We start from the raw sequence: 5,840 nt of genomic DNA on the forward strand, positions 1-5,840 counted from the left end.
ATACTAAAGCGCGCTGCAAACGCTTCTATATCGCTTCGCTTTACGTTTAACAATGGCCTAAAACATACACGGCCACTTTGCAGCAAACGCGCTTGGTGCATGGCGCCAAGCCCTTTTAAACCCGAGCCACGCTTTAAACGCAGTAAAAACGTTTCTACTTGGTCGTTTAAATGTTGGCCCAATAAAACAATGCTGCCTTGTGGGCTTAGCTCATCAAGTGCTTTGTAACGTGCATCGCGAGCTTGGGCTTCAAGGCTCGTACGCGACTGCTGCTCAATTACAACTTTTGCGACTTTAAAAGGCACATCAAGCTCAATACATACATTCTTGCAAAAGCGTTGCCAGTCATCAGCATACTGGCTCAAGCCATGGTGAACATAAATAGCCGATACATCAATTGCAGGATTATCGGCTCTTAAAGCACGCATTAAATGCAGCAACACCACAGAATCAACACCACCAGAAAGCGCCACAGTAAAAACAATGTTACCTTGCTCAATATAGCTATTTAGTGATTTTTTTAATTGCTGATAAATTGCTGTTATATGCATATGGCCGCACTTTTATATAAAAACTCTGAACATTTTAAAGCAAAAAAGCCGCATAAGCGGCTTTTTTTAACAATTAATGTGTTTAGCAATAACCAAACGACATTAAACGTTTGTAACGTTGATCAAGCATTTCTTCAAGCGTAAGCGCTTGTAAGTCTGCTAGGTCACGCTTAAGGCGTACTTTTAAGTTACGTGCCATAGCATCGTAATTACGATGTGCACCACCTAGTGGCTCATCAACTAAGTTGTTGATTAAGTCTAGTTCTTTCACGCGCTCTGCAGTTACACCCATTGCTTCTGCTGCAAGCGGTGCTTTGTCAGCGCTTTTCCAAAGAATAGACGCACAACCTTCAGGCGAAATTACAGAATAAGTGCTGTACTGCAACATGTTAACTCTGTCGCCAACACCAATCGCTAATGCACCACCTGAACCGCCTTCACCAATAACCGTACATATTGTCGGCACTTTAAGTGACGCCATTACTTTTAAGTTACGTGCGATTGCTTCAGATTGACCACGTTCTTCAGCGCCAACACCTGGGTATGCACCTGGTGTGTCAATAAAGGTCATGATTGGCATTTTAAAACGCTCAGCCATTTCCATTAAGCGTAATGCTTTACGGTAACCTTCTGGCTTTGGCATACCAAAGTTGCGTTTAATTTTTTCAGCAGTATCACGACCTTTTTGTTGGCCAATAACCATTACCGGTTCGCCATCTAAACGCGCAATGCCACCTAAAATAGCTGGATCGTTAGCAAAAGTACGATCGCCAGCAAACTCGTCAAATTCCGTGAAAATGCGCTCGATATAATCTCGAGTGTAAGGACGCAACGGATGACGTGCTAACTGTGATACTTGCCAAGCGCCTAAATTAGAAAAAATCTCCTGTTTTTGTTTGGCACTTTTTTCTTTTAATTTGCTGACTTCCTCTTCTAACTCAAGGTCTAATTCGCCAGCGCGGCTGATACTTTGTAATTCTTCAATTTTTGCTTCTAATTCTGCAATTGGAAGCTCAAAATCAAGATAATTGAGGCTCATGCTCTAAACTACCTAATTAGTTAAATTCTAGTTCTACATCTTGCGCAGCCATTAGTGATAACTTATGGATTAAGTCGTCACTTGGCGTAACACACCATTCGATCCCAAGAGTTAATTGCGCCAACGCATCTGGACGTTGGTAATAAACCTTGATCGGACACGTTCCCATTTTATAGGGTTCGAGTACTTTTTGTAATTTATCGAAGAAACCTGCCTCGATTTGCACCATGTTCAGCGTCATTTTAATCGCTTTAATACGCTTTTCACGCGCTTGAGCAATGGTGTTTATTTCTCTGGCGGTCATTGTAATACCACCGGAGAAGTTATCAAAGCTGACCTGTCCAGATATTACCAAGATATTGTTAACTTGGAGCATATCTTGGTACTTTTCAAACTCGTCTGAATACAAGCGTACATCAATCCGTGCACTCTTGTCATCTAAAGTTACTAAGGCCCAACGATTTCCTTTTTTATTAATTAATACTCTAGAAGCAATAACTAAACCAGCTGCCGTTGCAAACACATCACGATTAGTTGGCTGTAAATCAACTATTTTTCCGCTAGTGTAATGCCTAAGCTCACGGCGGTACTGATTTATTGGATGCCCAGTTAAATAAAGGCCTAGCGTCTCTTTCTCGCCATCTAACCACTCGTTATCAGTAAGCCCTGTGGCTTTAACAAAAGCTTGTTCAACTTCATCAGGCTCAGTGGCTAATAAACCAAATAAGTCACTTTGTCCTAATTGCTCAGCTTTGTTGTGTTGATCGGCCGCACGCATAGCATCTTTTAAACTAGCTAGTAATGTAGCACGCCCAGATTGGGTTTTCTCTGGTCCTAATTGATCCAAAGCACCTGCGTAAATTAATTTTTCAGTAACACGTTTATTTAAGCGTTTTAAATCAACACGGGCACAAAAATCAAATAAATCTTTAAATGGGCCGCCTTTTGCACGCGCTTCTAAAATTGCTTCAACCGGTGCTTCACCCACGCCTTTTATCGCGCCAATGCCGTAAACAATTTCACCTTCAAGGTTTACTGTAAACTTAAACTCACCTGCATTTACGTCTGGTGGTAATAAGGTGAGCTTCATGTTTTCACATTCATCCACCAAAATAACTATTTTGTCGGTGTTATCCATATCGGCCGACATTACCGCAGCCATAAACTCTGCAGGATGATGCGTTTTCATCCACAATGTTTGATACGATACGAGTGCGTAAGCTGCTGAGTGAGATTTGTTAAAACCGTAACCTGCGAACTTTTCTACCAAGTCGAAGATTTTTATCGCAAGCTCGCCGTCAATGCCGTTATTTCTTGCACCATCTTCAAACGTTGAACGCTGCTTTGCCATTTCTTCGGGTTTTTTCTTACCCATTGCACGACGCAGCATGTCGGCGCCACCTAGCGTGTAACCTGCTAGTACTTGCGCAATTTGCATTACTTGTTCTTGATACAAAATAATGCCGTAAGTTGGATCAAGTATTGGTTTTAAGCTTTCGTGCTGATACTGCGCATCTGGGTATGAGATTTCTTCTCGGCCCAGTTTTCGGTCGATAAAGTTATCTACCATGCCTGATTGCAGCGGACCTGGTCGGAACAAGGCCACAAGTGCAATCATATCTTCAAAGCAGTCGGGCTTAAGGCGGCGTACTAAGTCTTTCATACCACGCGACTCTAGCTGGAATACAGCGGTCGTTTCGGCGCGAAGTAACAACTCAATACTTTTTTTATCATCCAGTGGAATGGTGTTTATATCAACGGGGTCTTTACCTTGGCGCTTCATGCGCACATTGGTCATATCGACCGCCCACTGCAATATAGTCAGTGTACGTAAACCCAAGAAATCGAACTTAACTAAGCCGGCTGTTTCTACATCGTTTTTATCAAACTGTGTTACAGGAAACTTACCTTCGTCATCGCAATAAAGTGCAGCGAAATCGGTAATAGTGGTTGGCGATATTACTACGCCACCCGCATGTTTACCGGCATTACGTGTACACCCTTCAAGGATGCGACACATGTCGATTAAGTCTTTTACCTCATTGTCGCCATCGTAGGCTTCTTGCAAGCGCGGTTCTACATCAAACGCTTTGGCAAGTGTCATACCGGGGTCACCCGGAATCAATTTTGAAATTCGATCAACAAACCCGTAAGGATGGCCAAGCACTCGCCCTACATCGCGTATTACCGCTTTTGCAGCCATGGTACCAAAGGTAATAATTTGCGAAACCGCATCCCGACCATACAAAGCCGACACGTGATCAATTACTTCGTCTCGTCTATCCATACAAAAATCGACGTCGAAATCGGGCATTGATACACGTTCAGGGTTTAAGAATCGCTCAAAGAGTAAGTCAAACTCAAGTGGATCAAGGTCGGTAATTTTAAGCGCGTACGCAACTAACGAACCCGCACCTGAACCACGACCAGGTCCAACTGGAATATTATTATCTTTACTCCACTGAATAAACTCCATTACGATTAAGAAGTAACCTGGGAATCCCATTTGGTTGATTACACCGAGCTCAATTGCAAGACGCTCATCGTATTCAACACGTTTTACTTTTCTATCTTCTTCGTCGGGGAATAAAAACTGTAGTCGTTCTTCAAGGCCGTCTTGTGACACTTTAACTAAAAAGTCTTCAATTTTAAGCGAGCCGGTTGGGTAATCAGGTAAAAAGTAAGTACCTAATTGCACAGTTACATTACAACGCTTAGCGATTTCTACGGTATTTTGTAGGGCTTCTGGAATATCGCTAAACAACTCAGCCATTTGCTCAGGTGTTTTTAGATATTGTTCTTCAGAGAACCGTTTAGGGCGGCGCTTATCATCGAGCGTGTAACCATCAAAAATAGCAACACGAATTTCGTGCGCTTCAAAGTTTTCTGGCTTTAAAAACACCACTTCGTTGGTGGCTACAACCGGTAGTTGCTCTTTAGCAGCAAGCTCTACCGCCATGTGCAAGTAATCTTCTTCAAGCGGTCGATTGGTGCGAACAAGCTCTAGGTAGTAGTTATCGCTAAAATGCTGCTTATAAAAACTAACAACCGATTCAATTACAGTCGGATTATTTTTTAATAATGCTTTACCTAAGTCACCGTCTTTAGCGCCTGAGAGAATAATTAAGCCTGCTTTTAGCTCAACTAACCACTCGCGGTCAATCACAGGGCGATGAAATACATGCCCACGCTGATAAGCTTTAGATATCAGCAAGGTAATATTTTTATAGCCGTCGTTGTCTTTGGCTAATATAGTTAAGCGGCTTGGCTCATCAGGAAACTCTGGGCTACGAACCCAAAAGTCAGCACCCACTATAGGTTTAATACCTGCATTATGCGTGGCGCCATAAAAACGCACTAAACCACAAAAGTTCATTTGATCGGTAATTGCAATGGCTGGCATTTGCAGCTCTTGCGCTTTTGCGACGATTGGCTTTGTTTTAGCAAGGCCATCAACCATCGAAAAGTCTGAATGAACTCTTAAATGAACAAAATCAGGAGCAGCCATGCTTAGCCCTCACCATTGGCTTGCGCCAAAACGCGCTGCACAGGTTTAAAGCTTTTACGATGCTCGTCAATTGCACCGTACTGTTCAAGCGCTGCAAAGTGCGCTTTAGTGGGATACCCTTTGTGCCCTGCAAAACCATATTCTGGGTGGCGTGCATCAAGTTCAAGCATTTCGTCATCGCGTGCTACTTTAGCTAAAATAGACGCCGCTGAAATTTCGGCCACTAAGCTATCACCTTTAACAACAGCTTGTGCTGGCATAGTGAGTTTTGGCAATCGATTACCATCTATAAATACAAATTCAGGTTGTGTGCTTAATGCCTCTACTGCGCGAGTCATGGCAAGCATCGTTGCGTGTAGAATATTTAACTCGTCAATTTCTGTTGGACTGCAGCGTCCATACGCGTAGCACAATGCTTTTTCTTTTATTTCAACTGCAAGTGCTTGGCGTTTTTTATCCGTTAACTTTTTAGAATCTGCTAAGCCTGCAATTGGTTTAGTGGGATCTAAAATAACGGCGGCAGTGACTACATCACCAACAAGTGGGCCGCGCCCTACTTCATCTACACCAGCAATTAAGGATACATTGGGTCTATCAATTTGCATTTATTAACTCCGCCACAGCATTGGCTGCTTGTTCACTGGCATTTAATCTGATTTTTTCGTGAATAGCTAAAAAGCGTGCTTTTAGCTCTTTGTTATCTGTGTTGAGCATAGGGGTAAGTGCGTTTGTTAAGTTAGTC

4 protein-coding genes and 1 pseudogene are annotated in these 5,840 nt (G+C 42.8%); all 5 read right to left on the reverse strand.

Annotated features, from left to right (window positions below; translation table 11 throughout):
* On the reverse strand, positions 1–551 hold a 551-nt coding region (gene tilS, locus H5072_RS10150), incomplete at its 3' end, for a tRNA lysidine(34) synthetase TilS (RefSeq protein WP_182693464.1).
* 82 nt (positions 552–633) lie between these two features.
* Positions 634–1,590 carry an acetyl-CoA carboxylase carboxyl transferase subunit alpha gene (accA, locus tag H5072_RS10155; protein ID WP_002958297.1) on the reverse strand — a complete coding sequence of 319 codons (957 nt, stop codon included), beginning with the start codon at positions 1,588–1,590 and terminating at the stop codon, positions 634–636.
* A 16-nt stretch (positions 1,591–1,606) separates the two neighbouring features.
* Positions 1,607–5,098, reverse strand: a complete 3,492-nt coding sequence (gene dnaE / locus H5072_RS10160; protein WP_182693465.1) for a DNA polymerase III subunit alpha — start codon at positions 5,096–5,098, stop codon at positions 1,607–1,609.
* Positions 5,099–5,100: 2 nt separating this feature from the next.
* Positions 5,101–5,703: a ribonuclease HII gene (gene rnhB, locus H5072_RS10165; RefSeq protein WP_165723758.1), complete on the reverse strand. Its 603-nt coding sequence runs from the start codon at positions 5,701–5,703 to the stop codon at positions 5,101–5,103.
* A pseudogene (gene lpxB, locus H5072_RS10170) lies at positions 5,693–5,840 on the reverse strand (lipid-A-disaccharide synthase); the annotation flags it as partial. The gene rnhB and the pseudogene lpxB, both read right to left, overlap by 11 nt.

Origin of the sequence: Pseudoalteromonas sp. SR45-5, from assembly GCF_014163565.1 — a bacterium.
Classification (GTDB): Bacteria; Pseudomonadota; Gammaproteobacteria; order Enterobacterales; family Alteromonadaceae; genus Pseudoalteromonas; species Pseudoalteromonas distincta.

What these genes read in the sequence shown, in the direction of transcription:
- accA (WP_002958297.1), bottom strand. Translation starts at nt 1,590, where the DNA reads ATGAGCCTCAATTATCTTGATTTTGAGCTTCCAATTGCAGAATTAGAA.
- dnaE (WP_182693465.1), bottom strand. Translation starts at nt 5,098, where the DNA reads ATGGCTGCTCCTGATTTTGTTCATTTAAGAGTTCATTCAGACTTTTCG.
- rnhB (WP_165723758.1), bottom strand. Translation starts at nt 5,703, where the DNA reads ATGCAAATTGATAGACCCAATGTATCCTTAATTGCTGGTGTAGATGAA.